This window comes from Oleidesulfovibrio sp. (assembly GCF_047973035.1).
Taxonomy (GTDB): domain Bacteria; phylum Desulfobacterota; class Desulfovibrionia; order Desulfovibrionales; family Desulfovibrionaceae; genus Oleidesulfovibrio.
On the sequence record NZ_JBKEBF010000007.1, the window covers coordinates 1 to 12313 of the forward strand.

Consider the following 12313-nt stretch of genomic DNA (forward strand, 5'->3'; position numbering starts at 1 on the left):
ATACTGCAGCGGCCACCACAAGCGGAACGGCGATAAAGCACAAAAGCAGGAAGCCCCAGGCATAAATACGAAGAAGCTTTGGACGGGTCTGGCGAACATATTCATCCTGAGAAGCCAGCTCCGCCTTGGCCAGACCGCGCCCGCCTTCAATGTCGGAAAGTTCAATTTCAGCCATGCGTTCTTTATGGCGTTGTCCGGCAAGCTCAAGCTGAGTCCGTTGCTCCGGGGTAAGGGGCTGCGCACCGGCTTCGCTCAACCCGTCGGAAACCATAGAGAGTCCGGTTTTAATTTTCTTACCGGTATCGCCCCCTACGGCCTCGGCTATGTCGCCCACAATATCGATCAGGCTGACAACCTGCCCGACACCCGGAACAAGCTTGAGCAGATTTTTACCAATGTTGAGGAGTCCCATACGCTACCCCCTCAACGCCTGTTCCCGCAGTTCTTTCACGGAATGCAGGCCCGCCGCAGTCAGGTTCTGCTGGCCGTTATGCCAGATGGTGAGTTCCTGTCGGCGCGGCATAATGTCAGGACCAGGGGAAGCGATGTGTACCCAGCGGTCATGCTCGTTAATCAGCTGCTTGTAGCCAAGGTTTTGGCCGCTGATGAACCGCGCCACATCAAGAGGGCTGCGACCGGGAACGATAATGTCCGCCGCAAGCCCTGTGAGGTGATCCGACCTAGAAGAGCCGCCTATGTGGTCATTAAGCCATTTGGGCCGGTAGCCGCTGGAAATGGTAATAGGCCCCAGCGCTTCCCGGATGGGCTGCAGCAGGGTCAAGCAGAGGAACTGAATATTGTTGAAGACGGTGGAGCCGAGCTCCGCTTCGATGGGATGACCAAACCGCTCAGCGGTCTGACTCCGGGTGAATTCGTCGAGGAAGAAATTGGGGGAAAGAGAAATACGCTGCATGACATCCTCCATAAGAATGTAATGTCATGCAGTGTATAGGGGATTTAGTTAGCAGTCGGGAAATGGGGGTAACGAGGGCAATGTTATTCTCATTTGCGGTCTCATTATTTTTAGTGGCATTTTGTGACTATGCTCGAATATTGTGGTTCTCAGGTATTTGCCTCTTTAAGAAACACTCTATTACGCACCGCCCTTAGCCGTTTGCCCTGGGAAAAGTGACAAAATTGACGCATTTTTCTTGGTTTGTTCAAACATGCTGGAAACGAGTTGTTTGGGAACATGTTGAGATAATAGAATATCGCACAGTTCATCACGCATTATTCCACACTTTTCGATCAATTCTTCGGAATTAATCACATCTGTTAGCAACGTAATTGCTTCAGAGAATATGACCGGCTTTTCTCGATCGGGTTCTCCCGGTTCGTTGTTTCTTATCCTTTCAGTGTTAAGGGTGATCATTGATCTTTTATATGTCGATTCAGACAATATCTTTAACTCCTTGGCTCGATACAACAAGGCGGATATCGACACCTTCCAACGCTTCTTCAAATGGGTGAACCCATTCAAACTCCAACGGGACGGGCATTCCTCTTTAAAAGCCATCCAAGGCAGCAGGAAAGCACTTGCAAAACGGTTTGCCTCACGTTCTTCTTTTACACTATGCTCTGCAACATCATCATGTAGGATTAGATGCCCAAGTTCATGTGCCATATCAAAACGCAATCGGCTCATCGGTTTGTTGGCACATAGAAAAATAAATGGAACGCCATCTATCCAAGACGAAAAGGCATCCACTTTTTGAAAGTCAGCGTCCTCTATATAGATGACAAACACACCATTCTTTTCAAGGGTGTACGTAAAGTTTGTAATGGGGTCTGTACCTAACCCAAATTGAACTCGCAGCTTGAGAGCTGCTTCCTCAATTTCATATGTCGTAGCGGCATAGCCAACACGGTCCTCAATAGTGTTTATGGGGTAAGATATCCCGTATTCTTGAAGAATAAATAGGAGGTTGGCAATAATTTGGCCTTTACGAATAGCTTTACTTCGCAGGTTGATTGGGACTGAGCGCGAACAACGAAAATGGCAATGTCCCATATCTATTGATTTGCTATGAATCATTGATTCAGCAAAAAAACTTGGGGCTACGTCAAGGCTTCGCGATAGGCTAAAAAAAGTTTCCAAATCTGGATTAATTGTGCCTTTCTCGATTTTAGTAATTGCAGAAGGAGTCTTGCCGATACGCTCGGCAAGCTCCTTCTTCGTCAAGCCCCTCATCTCTCGAGCTATCGTTACAGACAGCGGAGAGAACCTATTCAAATAGTACTGTAGTCCCTTATTCATCTTTCACTTTCTTGCTTTGATCTTTAGTAGCTATTGGAGCCTTCGCCCCACTTTCATTCTCGTCCACAAACCGCTGGCTCGATACAAGCTTGTCGGTTGTAGATTCAGTGGCAACCGCATCAATTTGCGGCAGGTCTGAACCTATAGACATTGCGCGTGAATACAGCGTTCTTAGCGGTTCAAAGTCGACAGCTAGTTTAGCGTTCTTACTGCTGGAGGGGATTAATACACCGAGCACCGCTTCTTCAAGCCCCCATTCTCGATCAAGCCGAAATGCAACAATCATATTTCCCCGTTTTAAGAGCATTTCCTCTTCCAGGCCGGGGAGTACGTTTGTACATATTTCGTAGGCAGCCTTCTTGGCTTTTTGTCCGCCTCGGGGGCGGTAGTTCGTGTCTACCTTGTGACAACGAAAAATTGCACCGTCTGGTGAAAAAACTAGATCGTTTTGCTCCGTGTGAATGCAGTCCGCACAGGCATCGTCTGAACTTTTTAAGCGGGAAGCACGATGAAAATAATTATCCCAAAAGGCACCGCCCAGCGTGTATTCCCCAAAGTTATCCGGGTCAACCGCTACGGCATCACATGCCGCTTGTGCTGCTTCAATAAAAAGAGCCAACAGATGCTGCTTGAAGAAAAAATCAATTTTGTCGATGGTTTCTTCTGGAATAATACTATTCATGTACTAAGCGCTCCAAGTCTTGTTTTAAGATTTATTAAGTGAGCCTTTTTTTACATGAAAATTGACTAGCGGTCAAGGGAGCTAGGCTTCACCAATCAACCCGCGCCATTTCCTCCCTCACACTCTCAGCTGTAACCCGTACAGGTTGCCGCACATGTCGAACCAGCACTCCCTCATCCACTAGCCTGCGCACTGTTCGTTCTGAGACATTCAGGCAGTACGCTGCTTCATCAATGCGCAATAGTGCCTTGGCCGCGACGAGCTCCTCGGGTGTGAGAGAAAAGTCCTTATTCGTGGACGGCGAAACCCTCACCAACGGTACCTGAAAACCGGTGGGAGACTTTGGGGTGCAGCGTCTGTTGCAACCGAGACAGTGCAGGATGGGCCAACGGCAAATCCAATAGGCTCGCGCGGCATCCTTGCAGCCAAGCTGCTCGTAGACCTGCGAATCAATCTCTCCGGCATACTGACGGAACCCATCGTCAAACATCTTTTTGAGCGTTCTGCACAGGGTTGCATTCATGCTGCACCTCATATGTGGTTTGAAATAGCGGCGGCCACGGCTCGGGCCAGCGCTCTAAAAAGCGTTTCGCATCTACGGCATCCCTGATTAGTGACGGTACACCTTGCGCATGCTGTTTCCCGTATTGCCTGACAGGCCCGTTCCTCAAGGCTGACTTTGCCCCGCAAAGCCTCTCGTATTCGTTCCAGCTGGCACTCTGTGTTGCCGGGGTAACGGCCTTTGAGTACCATGTAGACCGTGGATCGATTAAGCTCCCCATGAGCTTTGCAGAACCGGTGTACAGTGCGATACCGAGAAGTGATTTCCTGAACGAGCTCCAGCGGTTCTGTATCCTGCATCATGCGTTATCCGGGTCAATTCCAGCCTTTCGGCAACGGTTCTGCAGGTCCTTGGTGATGGTCTGTAACTGCGCCTGGTCTTGCACCCACACAAGACTGTCCAGACCGAATTGCTTACGCATGCGGGTGTCGATCCCTTTCAGGCTCCACCCCAACGCCTTCCAGAGCACAAGGATATAGCGCTTCTGACTTGCATACGGGACGTTGTCGGGAATGACATAAAAATCGCCGCTATTCCGCCGGGGCTGCTTGGGGTAGGTCTTTCCCTTGCTTGAAAAATTCGCTCCGAGTTCCTTCAAGTGGCAGATCAGGCGATAGCGTTGTCTATCATCCAGATCCGCCGAACTGGAGACACCGAACATATTCTTCAGCATGGCCCGATAGGCCACATCATCCTTATCCAACCCCAATTGCTTTTTACCGATATGAATTTTGGCAAAGTCGGCTTTACTCATACATCACCTCGTTACAGGCTCCAGACTGTTGATAGGCACCATATCGGTGCCCCGTCCGTACACATGCACCAGCACATACCAAAGGCCGTCCCAGCCTCTGAAGGGTTCTGTGCGTGTATATACGCGCTGATACGAATACGGGTCGGCAGGGTCACGACGCACTCGCATCTGGCTACCCACAGGTAGATTCGGCACAATGCCTTCATCAAGCAGGGCGCCTTTCAGCAGTTCAGCCACCAGTAACCCGATGCGCTCTGGCGTTAGATATTGCCGTGCAGCTCCGTTACGCACCCACTTGCGGTTCAGGCGCACACGATAGGCACCCGCTACGCCATCGGCCCATTGTTCTGCGGGAAAAAGCTCTAATTTGGCTTCTGTTTTTGCGTCAATTTTAACGCAAATAGAGTGAGAGAATTGTCGCTGTTCTGCCATGTCAACCTTCTGCCTTCATCTCCACGTCCGCCTACACCACTCACACAATCCTGTTCCTGTCCCGTCTGAGCAATCTGTACATGCAACCCATTCGTCACAAGAAATACACAGCCATACAGCTTCCCAGTGTACAGAGCCGCACTTCGGACATGCTTTATCCCTTGTGGATTTAGAGGTATGGACAACCTTCATAATAAACTCACTAGGCTGCTCATCAGGCCGGAGCCGCCACACTCCGGCGACCGCCCGCATAGGGGCGGTTTCGCATCGGCTAAAAACCAAGATGAAAATCCGCCTGGCGTTCGCCCTGGTACTCTGTCTCATTGCAGTCGGCCGGTATGCTAAACTTAGGACCTTCCCCGGTCATTATCCAATCAGGGTTCAGCCGGTATTTGCGCAGTAGGGTCAGAAGCCAGCGCGGAGGAATATCCCCGGAACGCTTTGCAATGCTTACACTGGCTTGATTAATACCAAGCACCTCGGACAGCTGCGCCTGTGTGACTGCTCCCAGTTCGCTCCTTATCCGTTCAAATGCTCCATTCATCTCTCGCTCCCTATAAAGCCGCAATATCTAGTGATATTGCCTGCATCTTGCCGCTACCGTCACGTTCGTACAGCCTGAAGTACGCTTTGGTACCGGTAACCGTCAGGCTATCAGCAATGGCATCCATCGCCCGAAGCCAACGGTCATCGTCGATTTTAACCTTACGCAACCCCAGAATGCGGCCTGTATTGATGCGACCTTCCTTGTCCACGTCAAAGGCACCGTTCACCAGTGTCCGCAGCTCTCCGGGGCTGTCTTCGCTCCATTCCTTCAAACATTCATCAATCAACGTTTTTGCTGCCTGTAGCCGTTCGTCAAAAGTTAGGTGCTCGCTGATCTGTCGCTTAAGCTGGTAACGACCGCAGAAGCTGTTCAGAGTGACGTTACCTTTCTGGCCGCCAAGGCTGGTTTCGTATTTCTCGGCAGACAAAGTAATAAATGCTTCCACATCGCCCATAATTTCACCTTTCAGGCGGCGTAGCTCTTCCTGCATAACACGGGCTTTAGCCACCTTTTCCATAACCAGCTCATGGCGGGCCATGTCGATGTCCTTAATCTGCGCCACTGGCACAAGGTGCCCGTGCGCATTTTCCATATAGCCGTCGGGGGTAGGCATTATGCGTGCTCCTTACTAACAAAGGTTGAAACGGGGATCGTGGACTCCATATCTGCCACGCGGTCAATCTCAGCAAATAACCCTTTGAGGGCGGGGCTGGCAGCTTCAAAAGAGGTCTGAGGCAATTTCTGAAGCTGTGCAGCAATCTCTACTGCGTATACATGCATACGGCGCGAAATAGGGCCGTCTGGAGCATAAGAACAACCACAATTGCCGGTACTACGGGGAGTATCACTGGTCATCGGAGGCCTCCTCCCGCTCAAAGCGGGTCAGTATTGTTTTGCAATGCCCGACAATTTTTTGCCGCACTGCCGGTTGATACGGATCACGAAGCAGGAACAATCCAAGCATGTCATATGCACTCTGGCTTTCCTCTTCAAAAGGGTCGCTGATAGGCTTAGGCGGATAAAAAGTATTTCGCTGATTGCGGAGCTTTTCCGTAGTCTTATACAAAATAGTGTTTCCCTTACGCCGGTATACGGACAGATATCCCGCCGCCTCCAGGGGGCGCACATACTTCAGAGCGTAATTGTATTTGGCGCCGGAAATACGCGCTAAGTCCTGTGTCGAAAAACCCGGGTTCATGGAATGCAAGGCGCGCCACATCTGCATAATAACCTGAGCGTTGCGAGCTGGTGCGGCAGCAGGGTTGTATCGATATTCTCCGGGAGCAGTACGCTGCAACTCTCCGGTTTTAACCAGCGACTGCGCTTGCCTACGTATGCGAGCCTTTTCCGGTTCGTTTTGCGCCTGCAGCGCTATAAAGAGCATTCTGTTGGTGAACACCTTGCCGTTCTTTCCAAGGCGTCGGGCTGCATCACGCAGTAATGCCTGCTTATGCTGCATTACTTCCTCCAGCTCGCTACATGCTTTGCCACTCGGCCCACCATGCCAACCGTAATAATGGAAGTTTCATGCGTTCTCGCCACCTGTTCAAGCTGGCCGATAAAGCTCCATACAAGTCGAAAATCGCCATCAGACTGGCGGACAATGCTCGCCGCCGCCTCCGGCTCAATGTCCAGCCCCGCAGCCTCATCACCCAAAATGGCTACATCTTCTTCCGTGACAGGCCCAAATTCCACAACCTGCTTGACGCGGCTCCAAATTCTACGGCGAGTACCAAGCACGCCCCGCAATTCCTGCTCGCCAATAAGCACAACAGGAGAGCCGGTAACGTCAAAAATATCGCGCAGGTCCTCGATGCGATCCACATGCAGCCTATCTGCCTCATCTACAAATATGGTCTGCGGCATATCCTCAATAGCCTCGATAACCTTTGCTTTGCAGGCAGCAGCGCTTCTGGGGCGCATACTGCACACCTGAAAACACAACTCCTGCAAAAAAGCGGTCTGCGTCCAGCCCTGCATCACGCGCAGGAAGACACCTCCGTTACGGGCGTAATAGTTGCGGGTGGTATCTGTTTTACCCCTGCCTGCTTGCCCGAATATCAGCGCAAACCCGGGCTCGCCGGAATCACTCTCCAGCGTTGCTATTTTCTGCCGGAAGTCCATCACATTACGGGTTTCAATAAACACGTCCTTTCTCATGTCTGCTCCTTATATATTTGCCGTGCTGGCCCGGTTTCGGGCGTAATACTTCCGAAGCCGTTCATAACGCTGAGCGGCATCCCTCTGAAAATCTTCACTGCGCTCCATGGCATCCATCCACTCCTGATCAGGTTCGCGCAGCGTAAGGCCATCCCGCACCGACAAGTTGAAAAAGTATTCGTACTTATCCAGCTCATTCATAATTTCCGGCTTCTGTGCAGGAGGGGTATAAACAGGGCTCTCTTCGCGTCGGGCCCGTGCCTGCTTCTTTGCAGTCTCAATGCTGACAATCTTTGATTGTGACAGAGCCACAGGCTGCGGCTCCGCAGGGGTAATTTTCTCATTTTGGATGACACGCATCCGCTCGCGGTTATCGTGCAAAGCGTCTTCCAATACGCCGCGCACAATAGATGTCGCCTCCCGCTCCTGCTGCTTTTTCAAGCTGATAGCTTCCCGTAAAGCAGTCTGATGCTCATGAGTGCCGAGGATGTCGGCGGCAGGATGAATCCCCTCCACCTGTCTGGCTTCACACAAGCAGTCCTTGCCGTCCGCGCTGTACACCCAGATGGAAGACAGGTCGCCAATATCGTAGCGAACCTGCACGGCGTGGGTTCTGCTATAGAGCTCCGGTGCGTAGTACCGCTTACCCATGAACCGGATACCTTCTCGGGAAATCCGGCGCACATCTTTTGACATCATCAGATGCCGCAGACGCGCAAGATCAATTCCTGAGCCTAGACCGGATAAAACGACTTCGGCCGGGCATTTGCCATTCAGGTGCCCGCGTTGCGGGGTGTTGATATATTCATCTATCCATTGAGCAATGGCGAAATGCGTCTCTTCCAGAGTCAACGGCCTGCCTCCGGCAGCATCCCACGCTTTGCGGTGCATAACCTCACCACGGCTCAGGCGTGGCGGCTTACTGCCAATAGAGCGCCCCACATAAGAAGGCACCCATTGCTCGAGGCTGTGCAGCGAACCGAAAAAACGCTCAATGGTTTTGGACTGCCCGTGGTAGGGCCATGCGAAAATAGTATGAATGCCAAGTTCTTGGAAAAGTCCGCCAATACCTGTTTGCCGAAAGTCCACCCCGTTGAAATACTTTGAGCGAAACGCTTTGCCGTTATCGAGGTAAGCAATAAGCGGCAGCTTGCCGAGCGCCACCACGGCGCGCCGGAACGCGGATGCAATGGCCTGTGTGTTTTCGGTCGGCATAACTTCCCAACCCATTGGGCAGTTGGACTTCATGTCATACCACATGACCAATTCCATGCGCTGGGCTTTGCCTGTCCATGGGTTGATAGTCTCAAAATTCAACACATGACCATCAGCCACCAGAATGTCGCCGACCTCAATAAGGTTGTAATCACGCTCAATAAAAAAGGCGGCCTTGTCGTTCCATGCCTTTTTGCCTTCACGAGTGAATACCCACGTACCGAAGTTGACGGATTTCCATTGTTCCAGGAAACGCCGCATGGTTCTCTCCGCAGGTACCGCAAGCCCTTTTGCCTGCATAGCTACCGCCGCCATTCTCATGGCAGAACTGAGGGCGGTATTATTGGGGTGCAGTGCAGCACGAAGAAGCAGATCTGTATGCTCTGGCGACATGACTGTCCGGTTGCTGTTACCGGCCCCTCGCCTATCGACCAGAGCCGTTACCGCTCCGCTGCGACGCATCTCCACCTTCCAGCGCTCAATAGATTTCCAGCTGACCTTGCCTCCGAGTTTTTCCCGTAGCGCAGGCCATGCGCCTCCCAGATAGGCAAGTATAAACTTTTCGCGTGCTGCGGCCTTTGCTCCATGAGACGATTTATCAAGCCAGTCCGTATACAAAGCGACCAGATCAGCGCGGGCCAGCGCCTTAGCTTTCTTGGACTCACTGACGGCGGATATTGCAAGAGTGGCTGCCGGAACATTCTCTGTCTCCAACTGCCTCCGTGCACAGGCCGCAAGAAGCTTGGCGCGAGTGGCTTCCGGCATAGAAGCGACCAGCCACTCGTTACCGCCGCCGCGACCGGCACGGGGGCGAGATTGCCAGCCTTCGCGTCGGGCACGGAGTTGACAAGCCCTCTCTGTGACAGAAAGTAGCACTGCTAGCTCTTTGGCTGTATATGCTTCTTCTTGTATCGCCATATCCGTCTGCCTTTATTGTGGGTTCCGGCCCCGTTTGCTATGTGTTTTCAAACACCACTAATCGAACACATACAAAGGAGCCGGAAATGTCAGAAGAAGTATCACGTAATGCATTATTGCCAATTGCCAGAGACCTGTATCTGAAAGCAGCTTTTAACGACTCCCTGTTAGTGCAGGCTGAAAACATGCAAAAAAGTAAAGCTGAAATTCTTGAACAGATTGCGGAGGACTTCACTCTTTTCGTTTTGCATCTGGAAAAAAGGCTGTCCCGTAAAGACTAACACGCGCGACATAGCCGTATTTGGCAGTAAATGCGGTGTTCATCGCCAGCGAAACAGCACCTACTGCTTCGCACAATGAAACCTTTTTAAGTATCAGGGCGATAGCTTCGGCTGTCGCCTTGACGCGCTCTTGACTTTCTGTGGAATTTGCTCCCATTGGACACTCCTTCTGCTTACAGTCGTTCATCTATCAGGGGCCACGAAAGGCGATAAGCAGACTTTAAAACGCACCATCGCCAGCACTCCATCAACAGCTTTCTCCGAAATCGTTCGAGAGCTTTGTCGACGGGCTGTTCTTCAATCACCGGACGCACTTCAATTAATTCGTGATATTCTCCCCGTCTGACCATGTGACACACAGCGATAACCCTACCGCCTTTTTTAAGAGTAAGAACTTCATGGTCATCAAGACTCATTCCCACTCGCGGTTTAACAATGAAAGGGGCACCCCAGCGTAAGCGGGATCGCCATGTGAGATTGCTCATCACAGCACCACCTTCACATTGCGGCCGCGCGCCGATTTCCCTTTACGGATTAGCTGGCACTCCGCAATAAACCCGCCATTCACGCGATTTATAGCTTTAACCGATATTTCCGCAGCCTCCTCTTGGGAGAAGCCATACTTTTTAAAAAACTCAACAAGCGCTCTTGCTGCACCGCAGACAGTTTCTTGCGGGTATTCAGATTGCATCACACCACCCTCCTCATCTTCATGTTCTCCGGCAGATCAAGCAGCCCCACAGGGCAACCTTCCTCAATCAGGGCGGTCAGCACGCGGGGACTGTTGTCGCCGCCGCGTATAGTCTTGCCGACCTGCGATTCGCTAACGCCTACTTTTTGAGCAAACTTCCTCATGCTGTATCCGCGTTCGTCCAGAAACGCCCGTATGTACCAATACTTGCGCTTTGCGCCATCGCGCCTTTTCACGCTCATAACAGCTTGGCCTCCAAATTTTGCTTAAGTCTTTTTAAACGCTTCTCTTCAATTACAGCCTCCGCAAACTGGCACTTATCTCGCTGATGGGCCGTCATGATTTCACAACCCATAGCTTGCAAGATCGGCAGAAAAGGGGCGGGGTCGCCAGTTGTAAGGCAATAGGCGACCACCGCCTCAAGGCTGGGTGCATGGTCAACTGCAGACGGGTTCAGCCATTTGTCCAGAACATCCTTCGAGACTCTCTTGGTCTTCCGTTGCGTGAGGGATACTCCGGCAGCTTCTGCAAGGCGCGACACCGAATCGGCAAGGTGTTCACGAGACACTCCGCCTGCCTGTTCATCAGCAACCCTTTTCATGGCGGAGCGCACAAGTCGCATAACGCTTGCGAGGCTCGCCGCCTGTGCATCAAGTGCATCGGTATGAAAGAGGGATAGTTGTCGCATTTGCCGTCCAGAAAGCTGTTGGTTTCGTCCATTCTAAGTCGTTGACCTGTACACTGGGCGGCTGGTAGTTTGGTTTTAGTTTTGAATCCACTACTCAACCGCCCGTGACTTTTATTTGCCTAAATTCGGTCTTATTTGCAAGCTTTTTTAGGTAAAAGTTTGGTTTTAGGCACGCACGCCGCTAGTATGTTGATAAATAAGCGAATATTTAACATTTTCATACTGCTGTGCGGTAAAAGTTAGGGTAAAAGTTTGCTCACGGAAGTTTTACCCATGTCCTTTCCTCAAAACTTGAGAGCGCTCAGAGGGGCGCAAAGCAGGAAAGATTTCGCCGCCCTGCTTGGTATCCAGCCAAACACATTGAGAAATTATGAAGAAGGCCTTTCTTTGCCTAATTTTGAGCTAGGAATGCTTATTTCTAGGAAATTCAATGTATCCCCAGAGTGGTTGCTGTCAGGTGAAAACGCCGCGACTTGCGAGTCAAGCACTCACACAACAGAGACCGAGTCTCGCGGGACGGCCACTGCGGCTTGTTCACGCTGCATCCATTTAGAGCTGGAACTTGAGAAATTGCGCCAAGAAGAGCGCAAAGAAAGAGAGATTCTCACGCAACATGCACGCGAATTGACGCAGGAGCTACGTGAGGTAAATGCTGAAAATAGGCGACTTGCAAGCCTTAATGGGGAGTTACGCGAACGTATTGGGCGTTTGGAAGATCAACGGGGAGCGAGAGCTTCATCGAAGATTCCTTCAACGAGTGGCAATGTCGCATAAAGAACGACGGCAGAACTACTAAGATTAAAGGTTTAAAACGGCCTCCTGCAAGTCAAAATAGCAAAAGTGAGTGACGTGAATAAGCAAGACGAAGTAACATGCTGCAGCTTTTGCGGTAAATCTCAAAAAGATGTTAAAAGGCTGGTTGCCAACAGTGGAGATCCGCTTGTGGCGATATGCGATGAGTGCGTTCTTCTATGTGTCGAGATTCTAATTAGCGAAGCGGCAAGCTCAGATGAAGCCACCCCAGAAAAGAAGATCCCACAAGAATAACGTTTCTCATCAAACATATTTCTCATTTTGGGTGTACAAAGAAGGGCGAAATCCAGAGTTTTTCTCATTTTGGATTTCG

General features: G+C 51.0%; 20 protein-coding genes and 1 other RNA gene. 2 read left to right on the top strand and 19 right to left on the bottom strand.

Going from position 1 to position 12313, the window contains the following annotated elements:
• The 19 genes from ACK5LI_RS01405 to ACK5LI_RS01495 form a co-directional block, all read right to left on the bottom strand.
• Positions 1 to 412, bottom strand: a 412-nt coding sequence (locus ACK5LI_RS01405) for a hypothetical protein (RefSeq protein WP_416945843.1), incomplete at its 3' end; no start/stop codon positions are given.
• Between the two features lie 3 nt (positions 413 to 415).
• Positions 416 to 913 (bottom strand): D-Ala-D-Ala carboxypeptidase family metallohydrolase, encoded by a 498-nt coding sequence (locus ACK5LI_RS01410; RefSeq protein WP_416945844.1) that lies wholly within the window; start codon positions 911 to 913, stop codon positions 416 to 418.
• A gap of 180 nt (positions 914 to 1093) precedes the next feature.
• The gene (locus ACK5LI_RS01415; RefSeq protein ID WP_416945845.1) at positions 1094 to 2257 is read right to left on the bottom strand and encodes a helix-turn-helix domain-containing protein; all 1164 of its coding nucleotides are present in this window, start codon (positions 2255 to 2257) and stop codon (positions 1094 to 1096) included.
• Complete coding sequence (locus ACK5LI_RS01420) at positions 2250 to 2939, bottom strand: hypothetical protein (protein WP_416945846.1); 690 nt, start codon at positions 2937 to 2939, stop codon at positions 2250 to 2252. Before ACK5LI_RS01420 ends, ACK5LI_RS01415 begins: the two co-directional genes overlap by 8 nt.
• A gap of 88 nt (positions 2940 to 3027) precedes the next feature.
• Positions 3028 to 3474, bottom strand: coding sequence for a helix-turn-helix domain-containing protein (locus ACK5LI_RS01425; RefSeq protein ID WP_416945847.1), 447 nt, complete (start codon positions 3472 to 3474; stop codon positions 3028 to 3030).
• Positions 3475 to 3799: 325 nt separating this feature from the next.
• Entirely contained in the window at positions 3800 to 4255 is a 456-nt protein-coding gene (locus ACK5LI_RS01430) for a regulatory protein GemA (protein ID WP_416945848.1), read from the bottom strand.
• A 3-nt stretch (positions 4256 to 4258) separates the two neighbouring features.
• Entirely contained in the window at positions 4259 to 4687 is a 429-nt protein-coding gene (locus ACK5LI_RS01435) for a hypothetical protein (protein WP_416945849.1), read from the bottom strand.
• Positions 4688 to 4888: 201 nt separating this feature from the next.
• An RNA gene (locus tag ACK5LI_RS01440) (hammerhead ribozyme type II) lies at positions 4889 to 4955 on the bottom strand.
• Between the two features lie 3 nt (positions 4956 to 4958).
• The gene (locus ACK5LI_RS01445; protein WP_416945850.1) at positions 4959 to 5231 is read right to left on the bottom strand and encodes a helix-turn-helix domain-containing protein; all 273 of its coding nucleotides are present in this window, start codon (positions 5229 to 5231) and stop codon (positions 4959 to 4961) included.
• A gap of 10 nt (positions 5232 to 5241) precedes the next feature.
• The gene (locus ACK5LI_RS01450) at positions 5242 to 5847 is read right to left on the bottom strand and encodes a DUF3164 family protein (protein WP_416945851.1); all 606 of its coding nucleotides are present in this window, start codon (positions 5845 to 5847) and stop codon (positions 5242 to 5244) included.
• Positions 5847 to 6089 carry a hypothetical protein gene (locus ACK5LI_RS01455; protein ID WP_416945852.1) on the bottom strand — a complete coding sequence of 81 codons (243 nt, stop codon included), beginning with the start codon at positions 6087 to 6089 and terminating at the stop codon, positions 5847 to 5849. Before ACK5LI_RS01455 ends, ACK5LI_RS01450 begins: the two co-directional genes overlap by 1 nt.
• Entirely contained in the window at positions 6079 to 6693 is a 615-nt protein-coding gene (locus tag ACK5LI_RS01460) for a hypothetical protein (protein ID WP_416945853.1), read from the bottom strand. The genes ACK5LI_RS01455 and ACK5LI_RS01460 overlap by 11 nt, the downstream gene beginning before the upstream one ends.
• Positions 6693 to 7394, bottom strand: coding sequence for an AAA family ATPase (locus tag ACK5LI_RS01465; RefSeq protein WP_416945854.1), 702 nt, complete (start codon positions 7392 to 7394; stop codon positions 6693 to 6695). The genes ACK5LI_RS01460 and ACK5LI_RS01465 overlap by 1 nt, the downstream gene beginning before the upstream one ends.
• A 9-nt stretch (positions 7395 to 7403) precedes the next feature.
• Positions 7404 to 9527 carry a Mu transposase C-terminal domain-containing protein gene (locus ACK5LI_RS01470; RefSeq protein ID WP_416945855.1) on the bottom strand — a complete coding sequence of 708 codons (2124 nt, stop codon included), beginning with the start codon at positions 9525 to 9527 and terminating at the stop codon, positions 7404 to 7406.
• A 231-nt stretch (positions 9528 to 9758) separates the two neighbouring features.
• Positions 9759 to 9965 carry a hypothetical protein gene (locus tag ACK5LI_RS01475; RefSeq protein ID WP_416945856.1) on the bottom strand — a complete coding sequence of 69 codons (207 nt, stop codon included), beginning with the start codon at positions 9963 to 9965 and terminating at the stop codon, positions 9759 to 9761.
• A 16-nt stretch (positions 9966 to 9981) separates the two neighbouring features.
• Positions 9982 to 10293, bottom strand: coding sequence for a hypothetical protein (locus ACK5LI_RS01480; protein WP_416945857.1), 312 nt, complete (start codon positions 10291 to 10293; stop codon positions 9982 to 9984).
• Positions 10293 to 10502 carry a hypothetical protein gene (locus tag ACK5LI_RS01485; protein ID WP_416945858.1) on the bottom strand — a complete coding sequence of 70 codons (210 nt, stop codon included), beginning with the start codon at positions 10500 to 10502 and terminating at the stop codon, positions 10293 to 10295. Before ACK5LI_RS01485 ends, ACK5LI_RS01480 begins: the two co-directional genes overlap by 1 nt.
• Positions 10499 to 10741: a helix-turn-helix domain-containing protein gene (locus ACK5LI_RS01490; protein ID WP_416945859.1), complete on the bottom strand. Its 243-nt coding sequence runs from the start codon at positions 10739 to 10741 to the stop codon at positions 10499 to 10501. The genes ACK5LI_RS01485 and ACK5LI_RS01490 overlap by 4 nt, the downstream gene beginning before the upstream one ends.
• Positions 10738 to 11187, bottom strand: a complete 450-nt coding sequence (locus ACK5LI_RS01495) for a hypothetical protein (RefSeq protein ID WP_416945860.1) — start codon at positions 11185 to 11187, stop codon at positions 10738 to 10740. Before ACK5LI_RS01495 ends, ACK5LI_RS01490 begins: the two co-directional genes overlap by 4 nt.
• A gap of 273 nt (positions 11188 to 11460) precedes the next feature.
• Here ACK5LI_RS01495 and ACK5LI_RS01500 point away from each other — a divergent pair, with 273 nt between their 5' ends.
• Together ACK5LI_RS01500 and ACK5LI_RS01505 are read left to right on the top strand one after the other, a co-directional pair.
• A complete protein-coding gene (locus tag ACK5LI_RS01500) occupies positions 11461 to 11961 on the top strand; it encodes a helix-turn-helix domain-containing protein (protein ID WP_416945861.1) in 501 nt (166 codons plus the stop codon).
• A gap of 75 nt (positions 11962 to 12036) precedes the next feature.
• On the top strand, positions 12037 to 12234 hold the full coding sequence (locus tag ACK5LI_RS01505; RefSeq protein ID WP_416945862.1) for a ClpX C4-type zinc finger protein: 198 nt from the start codon (positions 12037 to 12039) through the stop codon (positions 12232 to 12234).
• Positions 12235 to 12313: the final 79 nt, after the last annotated feature.

Excerpts from the sequence above, each read along its gene's own strand:
- ACK5LI_RS01410 (WP_416945844.1), bottom strand. The coding sequence starts at position 913 with ATGCAGCGTATTTCTCTTTCCCCCAATTTCTTCCTCGACGAATTCACC.
- ACK5LI_RS01415 (WP_416945845.1), bottom strand. The coding sequence starts at position 2,257 with ATGAATAAGGGACTACAGTACTATTTGAATAGGTTCTCTCCGCTGTCT.
- ACK5LI_RS01420 (WP_416945846.1), bottom strand. The coding sequence starts at position 2,939 with ATGAATAGTATTATTCCAGAAGAAACCATCGACAAAATTGATTTTTTC.
- ACK5LI_RS01425 (WP_416945847.1), bottom strand. The coding sequence starts at position 3,474 with ATGAGGTGCAGCATGAATGCAACCCTGTGCAGAACGCTCAAAAAGATG.
- ACK5LI_RS01430 (WP_416945848.1), bottom strand. The coding sequence starts at position 4,255 with ATGAGTAAAGCCGACTTTGCCAAAATTCATATCGGTAAAAAGCAATTG.
- ACK5LI_RS01435 (WP_416945849.1), bottom strand. The coding sequence starts at position 4,687 with ATGGCAGAACAGCGACAATTCTCTCACTCTATTTGCGTTAAAATTGAC.
- ACK5LI_RS01445 (WP_416945850.1), bottom strand. The coding sequence starts at position 5,231 with ATGAATGGAGCATTTGAACGGATAAGGAGCGAACTGGGAGCAGTCACA.
- ACK5LI_RS01450 (WP_416945851.1), bottom strand. The coding sequence starts at position 5,847 with ATGCCTACCCCCGACGGCTATATGGAAAATGCGCACGGGCACCTTGTG.
- ACK5LI_RS01455 (WP_416945852.1), bottom strand. The coding sequence starts at position 6,089 with ATGACCAGTGATACTCCCCGTAGTACCGGCAATTGTGGTTGTTCTTAT.
- ACK5LI_RS01460 (WP_416945853.1), bottom strand. The coding sequence starts at position 6,693 with ATGCAGCATAAGCAGGCATTACTGCGTGATGCAGCCCGACGCCTTGGA.
- ACK5LI_RS01465 (WP_416945854.1), bottom strand. The coding sequence starts at position 7,394 with ATGAGAAAGGACGTGTTTATTGAAACCCGTAATGTGATGGACTTCCGG.
- ACK5LI_RS01470 (WP_416945855.1), bottom strand. The coding sequence starts at position 9,527 with ATGGCGATACAAGAAGAAGCATATACAGCCAAAGAGCTAGCAGTGCTA.
- ACK5LI_RS01475 (WP_416945856.1), bottom strand. The coding sequence starts at position 9,965 with ATGGGAGCAAATTCCACAGAAAGTCAAGAGCGCGTCAAGGCGACAGCC.
- ACK5LI_RS01480 (WP_416945857.1), bottom strand. The coding sequence starts at position 10,293 with ATGAGCAATCTCACATGGCGATCCCGCTTACGCTGGGGTGCCCCTTTC.
- ACK5LI_RS01490 (WP_416945859.1), bottom strand. The coding sequence starts at position 10,741 with ATGAGCGTGAAAAGGCGCGATGGCGCAAAGCGCAAGTATTGGTACATA.
- ACK5LI_RS01495 (WP_416945860.1), bottom strand. The coding sequence starts at position 11,187 with ATGCGACAACTATCCCTCTTTCATACCGATGCACTTGATGCACAGGCG.
- ACK5LI_RS01500 (WP_416945861.1), top strand. The coding sequence starts at position 11,461 with ATGTCCTTTCCTCAAAACTTGAGAGCGCTCAGAGGGGCGCAAAGCAGG.